At 63.4% G+C, this 14,355-nt stretch carries 10 protein-coding genes and 1 pseudogene; 5 read left to right on the forward strand and 6 right to left on the reverse strand.

Annotation, left to right across the window (positions count from 1 at the left end; translation table 11 throughout):
* The first annotated feature begins 122 nt into the window (after positions 1–122).
* Complete coding sequence (locus tag ACJJVL_RS03675; protein WP_405216962.1) at positions 123–737, forward strand: serine O-acetyltransferase; 615 nt, start codon at positions 123–125, stop codon at positions 735–737.
* A 10-nt stretch (positions 738–747) separates the two neighbouring features.
* Positions 748–2,247 (forward strand): NosD domain-containing protein, encoded by a 1,500-nt coding sequence (locus ACJJVL_RS03680; RefSeq protein ID WP_405216963.1) that lies wholly within the window; start codon positions 748–750, stop codon positions 2,245–2,247.
* A 425-nt stretch (positions 2,248–2,672) separates the two neighbouring features.
* Here the strand turns inward: ACJJVL_RS03680 and ACJJVL_RS03685 are convergent, their stop codons facing one another.
* On the reverse strand, positions 2,673–4,115 hold the full coding sequence (locus tag ACJJVL_RS03685) for an APC family permease (protein ID WP_405216964.1): 1,443 nt from the start codon (positions 4,113–4,115) through the stop codon (positions 2,673–2,675).
* 173 nt (positions 4,116–4,288) lie between these two features.
* On the opposite strand from ACJJVL_RS03685, the gene ACJJVL_RS03690 reads away from it, so the two are divergent.
* Positions 4,289–5,530 (forward strand): glycosyltransferase family 4 protein, encoded by a 1,242-nt coding sequence (locus ACJJVL_RS03690; protein ID WP_405216965.1) that lies wholly within the window; start codon positions 4,289–4,291, stop codon positions 5,528–5,530.
* Between the two features lie 25 nt (positions 5,531–5,555).
* Here ACJJVL_RS03690 and wecB read toward each other — a convergent pair whose 3' ends face one another.
* The 5 genes from wecB to ACJJVL_RS03715 form a co-directional block, all read right to left on the reverse strand.
* Positions 5,556–6,704: a non-hydrolyzing UDP-N-acetylglucosamine 2-epimerase gene (gene wecB / locus ACJJVL_RS03695; protein WP_405216966.1), complete on the reverse strand. Its 1,149-nt coding sequence runs from the start codon at positions 6,702–6,704 to the stop codon at positions 5,556–5,558.
* Between the two features lie 20 nt (positions 6,705–6,724).
* Entirely contained in the window at positions 6,725–7,564 is an 840-nt protein-coding gene (locus ACJJVL_RS03700) for an ABC transporter ATP-binding protein (RefSeq protein ID WP_405216967.1), read from the reverse strand.
* Entirely contained in the window at positions 7,557–8,525 is a 969-nt protein-coding gene (locus tag ACJJVL_RS03705; RefSeq protein WP_405216968.1) for an ABC transporter permease, read from the reverse strand. The genes ACJJVL_RS03700 and ACJJVL_RS03705 overlap by 8 nt, the downstream gene beginning before the upstream one ends.
* Positions 8,526–8,592: 67 nt before the next feature.
* Positions 8,593–10,374 carry a glycosyltransferase gene (locus tag ACJJVL_RS03710; RefSeq protein ID WP_405216969.1) on the reverse strand — a complete coding sequence of 594 codons (1,782 nt, stop codon included), beginning with the start codon at positions 10,372–10,374 and terminating at the stop codon, positions 8,593–8,595.
* Positions 10,375–10,432: 58 nt separating this feature from the next.
* Positions 10,433–11,179: a hypothetical protein gene (locus tag ACJJVL_RS03715; protein ID WP_405216970.1), complete on the reverse strand. Its 747-nt coding sequence runs from the start codon at positions 11,177–11,179 to the stop codon at positions 10,433–10,435.
* 283 nt (positions 11,180–11,462) lie between these two features.
* Here ACJJVL_RS03715 and ACJJVL_RS03720 point away from each other — a divergent pair.
* Together ACJJVL_RS03720 and ACJJVL_RS03725 are read left to right on the forward strand one after the other, a co-directional pair.
* Positions 11,463–12,711, forward strand: a pseudogene (locus ACJJVL_RS03720) (IS256 family transposase).
* Positions 12,712–13,899: 1,188 nt separating this feature from the next.
* Positions 13,900–14,235, forward strand: a complete 336-nt coding sequence (locus ACJJVL_RS03725; protein ID WP_405216971.1) for an Lsr2 family protein — start codon at positions 13,900–13,902, stop codon at positions 14,233–14,235.
* Positions 14,236–14,355: the final 120 nt, after the last annotated feature.

Consider the following 14,355-nt stretch of genomic DNA (forward strand, 5'->3'; position numbering starts at 1 on the left):
CCGGCGCATTACCGAGCCTCCCGATGAGCTCCCCAGCCCAGCACTATCGGCTCTGGGGCCGGAACCGGCACACTGCGCTCGCCGCGCTCGTTCTCACGGTTCGACATCGCCCTCGGCTCGCCATGCTCGATGATGGCGACCGCCCGCAACCGTGGCTGGATTTGCCCTCCGAGACGGTCGGCGAGTTGCCATCGGAGACTGTGGTGCTCTATTCGGCGTTGGACACGCCACCTCCGGCCAGTGTGCCGAAATGTGAATCGTTTCAGCTCGATCTCGCCACCACTGACCGGCTCACCGTCGAGATGCGCCGTCTATCGCTGATCACTTTGCATGGCGTTCAACGCCAGTTGCACGTTTGGGGCTTTGACCGCGAGGCGGCATTCGTCCATAACTTTATCTTCCACGAGTTCAACTGCCGCGTGCCCGCGACGGCTGAGATAGGTGAGGGAACAACGCTCGCATACGGAGGCATCGGTGTCGTGGTGCACAAGGATTCGAAGATTGGCATGAACGTGAAGATTGGCCAGAATGTCACATTGGGCGCAAGAGCGGGAGGGAGCGGACCACCGATAATTGGCGATGATGTTTTTATCGGGCCGAACTCGGTCTGTTTGGGTGGTGAGATCGGCAGCGGAGCCGTCGTCGGTGCTGGCAGCGTCGTTTTGAAGCCTGTGGCCGCAGGCGCGGTGGTCGCCGGGAACCCGGCACGCGTCATTCGCGGCCCTTCGCTCGGATAAGGAGAGCAGTATGAGCACTGTCGACGTGACCGCCTTCGGAGCGGACCCGAGCGGCCGCATTGATTCGTTTGACGCAGTGCGTGCGGCCGCAGCTGTGCTGGAGGAGCATGACACCCTCTACTTCCCCCAGGGCGAGTACTGGACTGCGCGCCGCGATGCACTGCGTCCCGAGCACTTTGTGCCCATCACCGTGAGCAACGTCGTCGTGTGCGGTGAGGGTGCGACGCTGAGGAACTTTATGTTCAACGTGGCAGGTGCGTACGGTGAACCGGTTGCGCTCGGCGCCGTGAGCGAATCTAGCGCTTCGCTGAAGTCGCTTACAGATGTCAACTTGGTCGCCGGCGATTATGCTCAACTTCTGTCCTCCACCAACGCTTATTCTGCGCAGGCGGGCGCTGACCAGGGTGGCAGCAGGAGTCCGTCTTCCGATATTCTCTATCCTGTACGGTTTTCCGAGTTTGCGCGAGTTCGCGACGTTGCGGGCGACGTCTTGCATTTTACGGCGGACCTCATTTTTGATCGCTATCAGCAGCCGGCTCGCGGCATGGAAAAGGCTGAGCTTGCGGCTCAGGGGCCGGAGCTGCGGAAAGTCTACTTCGCGCGGAATGTTGTCTTCTCTGGGTTGGTCTTTGACATGCGGGAACACCGATATTTTCGGACGTTGCGCTTTCGCGCGACACGAGATTGTGCGGTCAGGGGTTGCGAGTTCCTCGCGGGCTCGCAACCGGGTCGCCACCTTCAGGCGTCCGACAGCTTGCGGTTGAAGTTTACTGGCAACTCCAGTTCAAGACGGCCGGGTTCCGACGCTAGGGGATCGTCTTGGAATTCTTTCATGTTCGCCGCCGGTTGTCAGGATGTGCTCTTTGCGGACAATCGAGTATTCGGCGACTGGCAGGCCGTCGACTTCACGTCGTTCGGCGAGAGAGACTTCGGCGAGTCGGAAGATGCAACGACATGGCGCACTACGCAACAGATCCGCGTGGTTGACAATGTTTTCAACAACTGCTCCGACGGGATCACGACTCATCCGGGCACTTATGACGCGACGATATCCGGAAATATCGTTCGTTCTAGCGCGACAGGTGCACGGATTCGTTCACGCAGAAACCTTCTTTGCGGTAATTCGTTCGAAACCAGCCGCGCCGGTCTAGTTGTGTCGTCGTTTTTCGATGAGACAATAGTTTCTTCGAATAGAATCAGACGGACCGACTCCATGGAGTGGAGCGGTCGTTGGGTGGGTCTGCTCGCTCTACTAACTTCACAGGAAGTGATGACCTCAAATGCCGTTGCGAACGTGCTGATTTCGGGCAATGTGTTCAGTGATGCGGCACAGCGCTCCAGTAGCCTGGCGGTTCAGTTTATTCACGACCGCAGAATATCTTCTCGCGCTAAGTCGGATTTTGTGCGCGACTCTGGAAACTCATGCGACGTGCGGATCGTCGCGAATGCCTGGGCGGACTTAAAATCCGAACTCGACCGCGATATCCGGGGAGTTAACTTCGCTGGTTAAGCTTCACGCTGTCGTTATGTAGTGATTTCAGGTGGAGGTGTTGACTGCATCACACACGACTCTGCGGAGGGAGGCACGGGTCAGCCTGGTGAAGCGAAGTTCTGTGCTTGATGGTCGCTTGCTAGTGTCGAACTGTGCGCTTCAGAAGCCGCGTCCTGGTCACCGCGGAGTGCGTTCCGCATGCTGCTCGTACTTATGCGGCGCACCGCGCAGAACGCGGACGCGATGAGCATCTGCAAGGTCGTGGTTTCGCCCCCGCGCCACGAAGCAGAATTCATCGAGCGCAATGGCGTAGCGCCTGGGCGTGGCTTCCAGGCTCTTGCGAGCCTTGCGAAATCGACGACTGACGTTGCTCCTCGATTTCCTGGAGGGTTGGAAAAGACGATGGCACTGCCGTTGGCGCAGTGCGGGGAACGGCGTAACGGCTAATGGAAAACTGAACGGTGTAGCTCCGCGTCTGGCGTAGCGAAATAGGTCTTACGGCGAAGTATAAAGAAGATTGCGCCTGCGACTACCCAAGCACCGAGTGCGATCAGTGACGGCATGCCGAGAGCACCGGGGGAGCCGGGCACCAGGAGAAGCAGCATGAAACCAATCGCGAACGCGCAGCCAAGGAGGCCGATCACCTGAAGGCCGACGGTCGGCGATTGGGCCTCAGACATGCCAGGTAGGCGCCCCGAGCGACCAAGCTTGAATGCGCAGTAGCACGTGTAGAAGTAAGCGACTGTGATGCCAAAGCTGGTCATGTCGACCACCCACAGGAGCGCTGCGCGGCCGAACCAGGGAGTGACGAGGCATATCAAGGTGGTGAATACGATTCCGATGACCGGCGTGTTCCAACGCGGGTGCAGTTCTGCAAACACGCGCGGAAGCATCTTGGCGCGGCCCATAGTCAGCAGGACGCGGCTCGTGGAGACGTAGAAGCCGTTGAGCCCCGTCACGACGCCCATGGAGACCGCGACCAGCATCAGGATCATGCCGATCGGTCCGGCAACTTCAGTGATAGCAACAGCTGGGGGCCATGCCGTGTCCGCGTAGAGCGCCCGCTGATCGCCGACGGCGATGGCGGTGGCGACAGTCATCGCCATGTAGATGAACGTTGCGGCGACGACGCCCCACAGCAGCAGCGCGAGCGCTTTGCGAGGCGAGAAGTCAAATTCACCTGCCGTCTGCGGCACGTTATCGAAGCCGACGTAGGCCCACGGCGCGAAGGCCACGATCGTCGCAATCGCGGCAATTGGTGAGACCTCAGCCGGGAATGCAGGCGGGAGCGCGGTATCAGCACTGGCGAAGTGCGCAACCGCTGCGATCAGGATTGCCGCCACCGCGAGCAGCATCACTACGCACGCGACGAACTGGAGCCGGCCAGACAGTTCGACACCGCGCGCATTTATCCAGGCGAAGACGAGCAGGAAGAGCGTTGACACGATCACTTCGGGCAAATAGATGTCCCAGCCGGCGATGGAATACAACTTGACCTGCATCATGAGATCCGGCAACGCCATGCGGAACACGAGTGCTATTGCTGAAGCGTTGAGTGCCACGATGCCGGCGTAGCCGAGCGTCAGGCACCAGCCAGCGATGAAGGCGTGTATGCGACCCAGCGACGCAAGCGCAAACGCGACTCCGCCGCCGGTCACAGGGAGAGCACTTATCACGGAACCGTAGCTGAGACCGATGACCGCGATGAGCGCGCCACCGATGAGGAATCCGAGCAGCGTCCCGCCCCAGCCCCCGGCGTCCAGCCAATCAAACGGGAGGATGAAGGCGCCCCACCCGACTGCAGAGCCGAGCGCAATTGCGAACACCCATCTTGGTTTGAGCGTCCGCTTCAGGGTGGCCGTCGACGTCGAGGGTTCCGAGCTCATGTGGTGGGTACCTGTCTAGGAGCGGGCACGAAGATTGCGCGCAATCACAACGCAGCGACTCCCGAACCTAGCATGCAGCGTCAATGCTCAAATCGCATCCGCCGTGAAGATGTAACGCATCCGGATATCATGTCCTGGTGAAGTGTGTGATGAATGGCGAGGACTGAGGTCCAGTGCGAGTACTGCTGCTTACACACTATTTTGAGCCGGAGAATGGCGCACCACAGCGACGTTGGCATGCTCTGATCCAACATCTCGTGTCCGCCGGGCACACCGTTGACGTCATCGCACCCCCTCCGCACTATCCGACTGGAAAATTGGATCGTGACGCACCCGCTTCTTCGCGAGCGGGCGGCGTTGCAGTTGGATCGCACGGTGGCACCGTGCACCGTGTCTCGTACTTGCAGCACAACGCGAGTGTTGCGTCACGTACCCTCGACCATCTGTGGGTCGTGAGGGCATCGACCAGTCACGCGTTGAAGCTCGCGCGAAAGGGTGTCATCAACCCGGAGGTCGTGGTCGCGACCGCGCCCGGGCTGCCGACGCTGCTCGCGGGCCGGATCGTCGCGAAGCGGCTCGGCCTGCCCTTCATTGCGGAGATGCGTGACGCTTGGCCTGATCTCGTCTCGCACACGCCGGGTCTGATCAGCGGCAAGGGGCTTGTCTCACGTGTGAAGCAGCGGGTGCACGAAGCTGTCACGTCACTGCAGCGCGGTGCGGCGATGGTCGTGACCACGACGGAGAGCTTTGCGGACGTGCTGCGCGAGCGAGGCGTGGATTCGGTGCACGTGATCCGCAACGGCACGTCGCTCGAGCGCTATGCAGTCATCCCACCGACTCGGCACGACCATGATGAGTTGCGAGTGCTCTACATGGGCACCGTTGGTCGGAGCCAAGGTCTTGAGACGGTGATCAGAGCTGCTGCGGCTGCGCGGCAGCACGAAGTGCCGGTGCAAGTTCGCATCGTGGGGTATGGCGCCGATGTGCCTCGATTGCGCGCCCTCAATGCGGCGCTCGGGTCGCCTGTCGAACTGCTAGACCGCGTGGAGCCGAGCGAAGTGTTCGGCCACTACGACTGGGCTGACACGACCGTGGTGTCGCTACGCGACTGGGAGCCTTTTCGCTGGACTGTGCCGTCGAAACTTTACGAACTGATGGCCACCGGGAAGCACATCACCGCGATCGTCGATGGTGAGGCGGCTGGGCTCGTGCGAGCTTCAAACAGTGGCGACGTCGTGGAGCCTGGAAATGCCGATGCGGTCGCTGCTCTGTGGCAGCGACTCGTGAACGATAGAAGCCTGGTAGCGGGTCACGGTGGCGGCCGTGCATGGATCGCAGCGAACGCTGAATACGACGTGATCGCCGAGCAGTATCGGACTCTGCTCGAGGCGGCCGTGAGAGGCCGCTCGAACTAACCACCGCGCGCTGCGCGGCCGCAGCTCAGATCGAGAACTCAGGCTCCCGCTCACCGACGCCGAGCATCGCAGCGATCGCAGCAATCGCTCGCGCGGAGGCTCTGCCGTCACCGTAGGGATTAACCGAGTTCGCCATCGCGGCGTACGCGTGCGGATCGGTGATCAGGTGGTTGACCTCGAACTCGATGCGCTCGCGGTCTGTGCCGACCAAGCGCACTGTGCCAGCGTCGACCGCTTCGGGCCGCTCCGTGTTCTCGCGCATGACGAGCACGGGCTTGCCGAGGCTCGGAGCCTCCTCCTGCACGCCACCGGAGTCGGTCACCACGATCGTGGACGCAGCCATGACCTTGGTGAACTCCGCATAGCCGAGCGGCTCTGTCACGACCACGTTGTCGAGCCCTTCGAGGTGGGGAAGTACGGCCTCTCGCACGGCGGGGTTGCGGTGGATCGGCAACACGATGATGTGGTCTGTATGCTTGCGTGCGATGTTGGCGAGTGCCTCACCGATGGCCCGCATGCTGCCGCCGAGATTCTCGCGGCGGTGCGTTGTCGTGAGGATGATGGGTCGGCCGCTCTCGAGCGCCTCGGCCAAGCGGCCGTCACTCGGCACCGTGTCCCACGACGCCGCCTCGAGCAGCGCATCGATGACCGTGTTGCCCGTCACCACGATCGACTTGGGGTCGACAGACTCGCGCAACAGGTTCTCGCGTGAGCCCGAAGTCGGAGGCAGGTGCAGCTTCGCCACCTGGCCGATGATCTTGCGGTTCGCCTCCTCGGGGAAGGGCGAATCGATGTTGCTCGTGCGGAGACCGGCCTCGAGGTGCACGACCGTCACCTGTCGATTGAACGCGGCGATCGCGGCCGCCATCGCCGTCGACGTGTCGCCCTGCACGATGACGACATCGGGACGTTCCTGCTCGATGAGTTCGTCGATGCCCGCGATCGCTCGAGAGACGATGCCATTGAGCGGCTGTCCCGGCTTCATGAGATCGAGGTCGTGCTTCGGTGTGATTCCGAAGCGCTTGTTGACCTGATCGAGCATCTCGCGGTGCTGACCAGTGACGACTGGAATGGACACGAATCGCTCGTCGCGCTCGAGCGCATCAATGACGGTGGCGACCTTGATCGCCTCCGGTCGCGTGCCATAGACAGTCATGACCTTGTGCTGCTGCATCAGTGCTCCTTGCTCGCGGCTCAGTACTCGATAGAAAGGTTGGGAGGGTGCGCCTCGGTGGCCGATGCGAGCGCCTTCTTGGCGGCTTCGTGCTTGCCGAGTGCGATGCTGTGCGCGTAGTAGCGATACATGTTCGCCACTCCGTCGGCGGGGCCATCGGCGATCAGGGTGCCGGCGTCGAGCCACAGCGCTCGGGTGCACATGTCTTCGATGGTCTTCGCCGCGTGGCTGACTAGGAACACGGTGCCGGCGCGGGCGATGAGGCCGTGCATGGCCTCTTTCGAGCGCTCCGCGAACGACGCGTCGCCTGTCGAGAGTGCTTCATCGATCATGAGGATCTCGGGATCGGCGGCGACCGAAATAGCGAACCGCAGGCGGGCGCCCATGCCTGACGAGTAGGTCTTCATCGGTTGCTTGATCGCGTCGCCGATGCCTGCGAGCTGTTCAATGCGCTCCTTGGCGAAGTAGGCGTCATCCGGTGTCATGCCCATTGCGAGCGTGCCAAGCCAAATGTTGTCCTCGCCCGAGAGTTCGGGCACGAGAGCGGCGCTGATGCCGAGTAGTTGGGGTTGCGCCGACGCGGTGACGACACCAGATGTGGCTGGCTGCAGCCCCGCAAGCACCCGCAGCAACGAACTCTTGCCCGAGCCGTTGAGCCCCACGAGGCCGACCATCTCGCCCTCACGAGCAGCGAGTGTGACACCGCGCAGCACCGGGCCGGTCACAGAGGTCGATGAACCGCGCTTCCACCATCGGTCTCCCGAACTTCGCTGCACGGTGTAGCGCAGACGCACGTTCTCGGCCGCGATCGTGACCTTCGGCTCGCCGCTCAGGCGCCACCCGGCGTTCGCACTATTCACGGCCGTAACGCTCCTCGTTCCACCAGAAGAGCGTGAACCCGACAATAATCGCACCAGCGACCCAGATGCAGAGCAGCATCCACTGATCGATTGGCGGCACGGCGCCGTCGATCAACACCGCGCGGTACATGTCGAGCACGACGTAGAGCGGATTCGCCTCGACGATCGCCACCGCTGTCGGTCCCAGCCGCTCGACGAATCTGTCGATCGGGAAAATGACCGCCGATCCGTACATCAGGAATCGCGACGCAAAGCTCATCGCCTGCGACAGGTCTGGCATGACCGCGCCCAGCCAGCCAAAGAACAGGGCGAAGCCGAGACTTAAGCCGAGTTGGAGCAGAAGGATGATCGGGAAGAGCGACCACGCCATGGCCGGCGCCTCGTGCGGGGGAATCGCCATGATCATGATGAACATCACGCCCATTGCGGGGAGTGAACTCAAGAGGTCGCGCAGCACCAACGAGAGCGCGAGCGTCGCACGGGGGAAAGCGAACGCTCGAATCATCGCCTTCGAGTTGCGGATCAGTGATGCCCCGCCCGTGATCGCACGTGACATCGGCTGGAACATGAAGACGCCGATAATCACGAACGCGATGTAGTTGTCCATGCCACGCGACATCTGCAGCAAGAGGCCGAAGATCACCCAGTAGAAGATGGCGTCAAGGATTGGGCGGACGATGTACCACGCCATGCCGAGCCGTTCGTTGGCGTAACGGGTCAGCGCCTCGCCTCGAGCGCCCGCCCAGATGAAGTGACGGCGATCGATCAGCTCGGTGAAGTACTCCCTGAGGGGCGGCCGACTACCGACGCGACGCAACTGGCTGGCGTCTCCATAGTTGGCCTTGAGCTCGCTGCGCAATTGCGGCGACAGCAAACTTTCGCCTGCCTGCCGGGTCGACCATGCCCGTCGCCACTTGGAGCGGAGCCCTCGAGGCTCAGCGCGCTGCGACGTAGAGGCCATTCGCGATCCTGGGCTTTTCTTCTCGGGGGTGGGGTGCGATGCGACGGGGCGCACCTCATCGATCTTCTCACATTCCGCGTCTTGCTCCGACTGCGCTGAGCTCTCGGAGGTAGGTCGAACCCACCGAGCTCCAGGTGAGTGTGGCTGCTCGCGCTCTACCTCGCTGCTGCAGGGCAGCCCTTTGGTCGTCGTCCGTTGTGAGCTCGACGATGCGCGCGCACAGCGCCGCTGGGTCGCCAGCGGGGACCGCGGCGTGGAGCTGCTCGAGTTCAGCGCCGATCGACTCGAGCAGCGGCGGCAGCGCGCTGACCAACAGCGGACGACCGCTTGCCATCGCCTCAACAGGCTTCAGCGGTGACACGGTCCGAGTGACATCACGGTCGTGGCGCGGAACGACGAAGAGGTCGAGAGCATCCCGGTAGTCGGCCACAGACTCACGTGCGACTCTGCCAGTGAAAACCGCGTGGCCGGCGAGGCCATGGCTTGCAGCACGCTGCTCGAGCGAAGGGCGCGCGGTCCCGTCGCCGACGAGCAGCACCCGCACGTCGTGACCCGCCTCGCGGGCGAGTGCCACGGCGTCGAGAAGCACGTCGAACCCCTCGTAGTCCACGAGCGACGAGGTCGATCCGACCCAGAAGCCGTCAAGTGGCAGCCCTAGCGACGCACGTGCGTCGGCTGCAGAAACGGGAACGCGCTTGAGTAGCTGTTGATCGATGCCGTTCGGCACGAGGTGCACGCGATCACGGGGCACCCCACGCGCGGCGAGGTCATCACGCATGCTGCCCGAGAGTGTGAACACTGCATCGGCGGCAGAGGCTAGCTCGGCCTCGCGCTTGCGAGTCAGCAGGAAGCGCTCGCTCGCGAGTGCCCGCTGTCGGGCCTCTTCGCTGCCGAGGCTCGCCACCCATGTCTGCTCGAGCATGCCGCGCACCTCGTATGCCCAGGGGAGGTCGAGCGCTTCCGCGACTTCGCGGACGACGATGGCGTTCGGGTAGTGCGTCGTGGTCTGAAGTGCGGCGGGGTGAACGCGAGAGGCGAGTGCGGCGAGTGCGTCGGCCTGCTGCAGCAGGCGGCCGTCAGGTGTGCGCGCGAGCCACGTGGGGAGAGCTCGGTGGTAGCCGACTCCGTCGACACGGTCTATGGCTTGCGCGCGCAGGCCACCGACGACGACGGGATACCCGACGCGGGTCATAGCGGTCGGCGATAGGCCTGCGTCGCGCTGTGCGAGCAGCACGGCGTGCGAGCGGACGGTGTAGCCCGACTGTGTGTGCGGCAGCGAGTTGGTGAGCAGATGCAGCACCCCGCTCCGGGAGGCTCTCATCTCTCCGCACCTCTGGGTCCATCGAAGTCGGGTCCCGGGTGACATCAGCGCGAGTTCGGCGCGGAACGCCCGATGCAAGCGCGACGACGGTGCACAACTCTCCAGTAGCGCGATCGCAGCCGTTGCTTCACCAAGCTGCCACGCGGCGCGCGCCCTGGTGGCCGGGTGTATGCGGCTGTCGTCGACGATCAACTCTGGCCGGCCTGCAGCTTGCGCGATCTCAGCGGCGAGGCGACTGAAGACTCCGCGCTCCGCTGTCTCGTCGAGACTCGCGTGAGTTCCAGCTAGGTCGCCGGACAGCCAGAGTCGAAGCAACTGGCCGTCGTCGCCACGCATGGCGCGTGCGGCGCGCAGAAGAGGCCCTCGGGCGCTGGACGAGCGACGAGCGAGTTGGATGCCGAAGGTCAGAGGGTCGGCGTAGATCGATCGAGCAGCCGTGGTCGTGGCGATCGCCGCGTTGCCTGCCAATTGCCGTGCGTGCGCCGCGCGTCGCAAGAACGCACAGCGGGTTTCCTCGTCGGCCAGCATGCAAGCAATCATTCCACCCGAATCCGCGTACTTCGGTGACGTCGACCGCTGTTCCGCATCACCGCTCGAAGCGGAGCGTTCTGACCCTTGGCAGCGCGCCATCCACCGAGGCTGCGAAGGAACCGCCACCGACGAAGCCGCTGCGCCAGTTGGCGAGTCGCGACAGCAACCGCCCCTGCCCCCGGAGGTCTGTCGGCGGGCTCTTTCTGAGCGGCGAGATGATGGTCGGATCGAGCCCATCGCTTTCCATAGCATCGGAAAATTCGGCCAGCCCATCGTTGATCAGCCCCGACATGTCAGGGCGCAGGCGTCCCTTATATCCGCTAGGCATCATCGTCGCTTGCATGCCGCGCTGACCCGCCCTGCATGCGGCTTCGTTGGCACGGAGCTTCGACCAGTCGACGATCGCGGGTCGTCCGTTGCTGAATCGCCATCGGCCTGACCGAGCGTCGAGGTCATGCAACTCGGGCGCTAGCCGCTCGACGATATCGAACAGGATGCGACCGCTGAAACGCTCATCCGGACCCAAGAGAGACAGGGACCGCTCGAACTCCGGCTGCACCAGAAGAGAGTGGTTGGCGATGCCATACGACAATCCCCACCGTCGGCCTACCGCGTGTCCGCGGAGACGGAAGAACGCATAGTGACGATCCAAAGCGTCGCGGAAGTTGTCGCACCCTAAGTGCACGATCGCCGCCGCGAAATTGTCGCTCGCATCCCGTTTGACCTCTGCTGGGCCGGGCAGAGTGCCGATCAGGCTGTCGCACAGTCCGATCGCATCCAACTGTTGAGCCGCGGGCGTCATGTGCAAGCGCGGCCAGACAGGAATTACCGCTAGCACCTTCGACCAATAGCGCCGATAGTCTCGCGGCCAGCCGCGTTGACTTTGGCCTCACCTTCGTGCAAGTGGTACCAGATCCCAGCAGACACGAACTGGTGGCTGAGGCCACGTCTGAACTTCCGGAAGTAGTTGAGTCCCGCATAGTGGTGTAACGCTCGGTGACCGGGCTCGTCGCTACAACGTGGACGCGGTCACCGTGTGATCCTTCGAGGAATCTCCTACAACCCACTCGAACGGAGTCATCACGATGACCGCTCCTCATATTGTCGACCCTGCCGGCGTGCTGGCAGAAGCCCTGACCGACGCGTCGCCCGATCTGATGCGCTCGCTGTTGCAGACGATGGTCAACGCGTTGCTGTCCGCCGACGCGGACGCCGTGGTCGGTGCCGAATGGGGACAACCCAGCGCCGACCGCGTCACCCGCCGCAACGGCTACCGGCATCGCCCGCTCGACACGCGCGTGGGCACGGTCGATGTCGCGATCCCGAAGTTGCGGCAAGGCACCTACTTCCCTGACTGGCTGCTCGAGCGGCGCAAGCGCGCGGAGACGGCGCTGATCACGGTCGTCGCCGACTGCTACCTCGCCGGGCGTCTCCACCCGCCGGATGGACAAGCTGGTGAAGACACTCGGGATCCATTCGCTGTCGAAGTCGCAGGTCTCGCGCATGGCGGCCGAGCTCGACGAGCACGTCGAGCAGTTCCGCCACCGGCCGCTGGACGAGGCAGGCCCGTTCACGTTCGTCGCCGCCGACGCGCTGACGATGAAGGTCCGCGAGGGCGGCCGCGTCATCAGCTCCGTCGTCATGGTCGCGACCGGCGTCAACGGCGACGGCCGCCGCGAGGTGCTGGGCATGCAGGTCGCCACCAGCGAGACCGGGCCCGCCTGGAACGCGTTCTTCGCCGACCTCGTCGCTCGCGGCCTGGCTGGCGTGCGCTTGGTCACCTCCGACGCGCATGCCGGGCTCGTGGAGGCGATCGCGGCGAATCTGCCAGGCGCGGCCTGGCAGCGCTGCCGCACCCACGACGCCGCGAACCTCATGTCGGTGACGCCCAAGAGCTACTGGCCGGCCGTGAAGGCGATGCTGCACTCCGTCTACGACCAGCCCGACGCTGCCGCCGTGCACGCCCAGTTCGACCGGCTGCTCGACTACGTCGTCGAGAAGCTGCCGGCCGCGCACGACCACCTCGATGCCGCTCGCGCCGACATCCTCGCCTTCACCGGCTTCCCCGAGGCCGTCTGGCAGCAGATCTGGTCCAACAATCCGAACGAGCGACTGAACCGGGAGATCCGCCGCCGCACCGACTCCGTCGGCATCTTCCCCAACCGCGACGCGATCATCCGCCTCGTCGGAGCGGTCCTCGCCGAGCAGACCGACGAATGGGCAGAAGGCCGCCGCTACCTCGGCCTCGACGTCCTCGCCAAGAGCCGCCTCACCCTCGTCCCCGACACCGGAGGCGAGGTGACCACCGAGACCGTCCTCCAGCTCTCCGCCTAACCAATCAGAACGAAGGACACCGCTACACCACTACTTGGGACTTGACCCCGGAAGTTCGCGAGTTGCCCAGCGAGCGAATCGGGCCATGTGTCGCGTGGAGTGCGTCGATCGGCCCACTTCAGCCCGTAATGGTCGACGAGCCTGCTCGAGCTGGACAGATCCTCCACGACGATGCTCAGAGTAGCGATGGAGGTCCCGCTCGGGCTTGGGTCAGTGGCAAGGACTGAAACCTGATCTTTGACTCCTGTGGCTAGGGCGAGCGCCAGGACTACCCGTGAGTCTTTGCCCCAGAGAAATCGATCCCGACGTTCGAGTAGTCAGAGACAAGGCCCCAATATCGGAGATCGCTCGCTCGACGCCACGATCGACCATCTGATGGTTTGAGGCAGACTCGATGGTGGTCGGCTTTGGCCTGCGCACGCTTGCGTACCCGTCGCTTTGAACGAGGACCGCCTGATCCGGCGCGATCATCGCGACGCCCCGCGTCGGAGTCGAGAAGTCGTAGACGCAGTGTAGAAGTTATGTTTCGCGGCCATGGTTGGGAGGAGCGCTGACCAATAGTTTTCGAGCACGCCGCCAGCTGCACCGGGAGTGCGCGAGACCTCTGCCGCCAGAGCTTTGATGAACAGTGCCTTGCCGTCCACTGTGGTGCTGAACGCGTCGTCGAGCGGCTGGATCGCGAACGGGTCCGCGAGAACTAAGACGCGGTCGCGCGAATCCCGAGCGACGCACCACCACTCGCCGGTCCTTCGGAGGATATTGCTGAGTGGGCAGTGCTTAGCAAACGACGGTTCGTCTGTCACGGGTTACAGGTGGCGCCCCAGGCCAAATCGACACGAAGGTCATCGAGCACGATGCTGGGCGACGAATTCACCTATTCGGGTGCGTCCGGGAAACGGAGGGCCACCACTTCCAGACAAACTCCATCCGCCTTCGACTGACTTGCGCTTCCCCTCTGGAGACGAGCGGACTCTGTAAGCGTAGCTTGGTTGACGATTGAATCGGGGTGGTGCACTGCGTATCGATCCAGTCGTCTACGTCGCTCACGCGGGGTGTAGCGCAAGCGCTGTGGATGGTTGCGGTCGCAGCTAGCTTTGCTGATGGGTAATACGGGTGGCGCCCTGCACGACGTTAATTGCTGCGCAAGCGGTGCGCGAATCACTAGTTCTGTGCGGTATATTCCTGAGCATGGCTAAGAAGACTCTCGTTCAACTCGTCGACGACTTCTCGGGCGACAGCATCTCGGACGGCGAAGGCCGCACCGTGCGTTTCGCATTCGACGGGGCCGAGTACGAGATCGACCTCACGAACAAGCACGCGGAAGAATTCTCAGATGTGCTCGAGCGATACATTCGGGCGTCGCGCCGGGTCACTGGTCGCAGGAAGGCTGGCGGAAGCACGGCGCGCAGCGGCGGCAATTCGCAGACTGCGGCGATTCGGGAGTGGGCCGAGTCGCAGGGGCTGAAGGTCGCGACGCGCGGGCGGATTCCGGCGGAGATTGTGGAGCGGTACAACTCGCGTTGAGTTGTTCGATCCGAGAGGCGTCGTCCTGTGGGGCGGCGCCTTTTGGTTTCGTGACGCCCTTGGCCCTGCGGGCCGAGGGCTCCTCAACTAACGGCGCGGAGCGCCCCTCAAGCAACGGCG

The sequence above is a fragment of the Agrococcus sp. Ld7 genome, from assembly GCF_045064095.1.
GTDB lineage: Bacteria > Actinomycetota > Actinomycetes > Actinomycetales > Microbacteriaceae > Agrococcus.

What these genes read in the sequence shown, in the direction of transcription:
- ACJJVL_RS03675 (WP_405216962.1), top strand. Translation starts at nt 123, where the DNA reads ATGCTCGATGATGGCGACCGCCCGCAACCGTGGCTGGATTTGCCCTCC.
- ACJJVL_RS03680 (WP_405216963.1), top strand. Translation starts at nt 748, where the DNA reads ATGAGCACTGTCGACGTGACCGCCTTCGGAGCGGACCCGAGCGGCCGC.
- ACJJVL_RS03685 (WP_405216964.1), bottom strand. Translation starts at nt 4,115, where the DNA reads ATGAGCTCGGAACCCTCGACGTCGACGGCCACCCTGAAGCGGACGCTC.
- wecB (WP_405216966.1), bottom strand. Translation starts at nt 6,704, where the DNA reads ATGCAGCAGCACAAGGTCATGACTGTCTATGGCACGCGACCGGAGGCG.
- ACJJVL_RS03705 (WP_405216968.1), bottom strand. Translation starts at nt 8,525, where the DNA reads ATGGCCTCTACGTCGCAGCGCGCTGAGCCTCGAGGGCTCCGCTCCAAG.
- ACJJVL_RS03710 (WP_405216969.1), bottom strand. Translation starts at nt 10,374, where the DNA reads ATGCTGGCCGACGAGGAAACCCGCTGTGCGTTCTTGCGACGCGCGGCG.
- ACJJVL_RS03715 (WP_405216970.1), bottom strand. Translation starts at nt 11,179, where the DNA reads ATGACGCCCGCGGCTCAACAGTTGGATGCGATCGGACTGTGCGACAGC.
- ACJJVL_RS03725 (WP_405216971.1), top strand. Translation starts at nt 13,900, where the DNA reads ATGGCTAAGAAGACTCTCGTTCAACTCGTCGACGACTTCTCGGGCGAC.